Here is a 379-nt window from a genome sequence, read left to right on the forward strand (position 1 = left end):
GATCTCTGACACGACGAGCATGAGCAGCTCGTCCTTGTCTCGATCCAGGCGAGCGCCGGTGTCTAGGTCGTGCCACCACTTGGCATTGTTCTGGTGGCATTCGTAGGCGAGCTGGTTGTAGGAGAGACCGTTGATCATTCGAAACCTCGTCTGATGAGCGCGGCGACCACGACGCCTGTCCAGGCACCGGCGCCAAGCGCGGGGATTTGCATGTCGAAGGGGGAGGGGAAGGTGAGCCACAGGCCGTACGCGATGACGCCGGCCAGTGGTGGCACCACGATCAGGCAGATGAGCGCCGTGATCGTGGTGAAGGTCTCGATGACCTTACGCACTGGGTGACTCATAGGGCCACGGTGGGAACCTGGTGCCCGGGTCCAGG

The 379-nt window shown here is 62.5% G+C and carries 1 protein-coding gene; it reads right to left on the reverse strand.

Translation table 11 applies throughout. The annotated features are described in order from the left end of the window. Positions 1-134 precede the first annotated feature (134 nt). On the reverse strand, positions 135-379 hold a 245-nt coding region (locus EN852_RS36030), incomplete at its 5' end, for a hypothetical protein (RefSeq protein ID WP_210238300.1).

Source organism: Mesorhizobium sp. M2E.F.Ca.ET.209.01.1.1, assembly GCF_004010375.2.
Classification (GTDB): domain Bacteria; phylum Pseudomonadota; class Alphaproteobacteria; order Rhizobiales; family Rhizobiaceae; genus Mesorhizobium.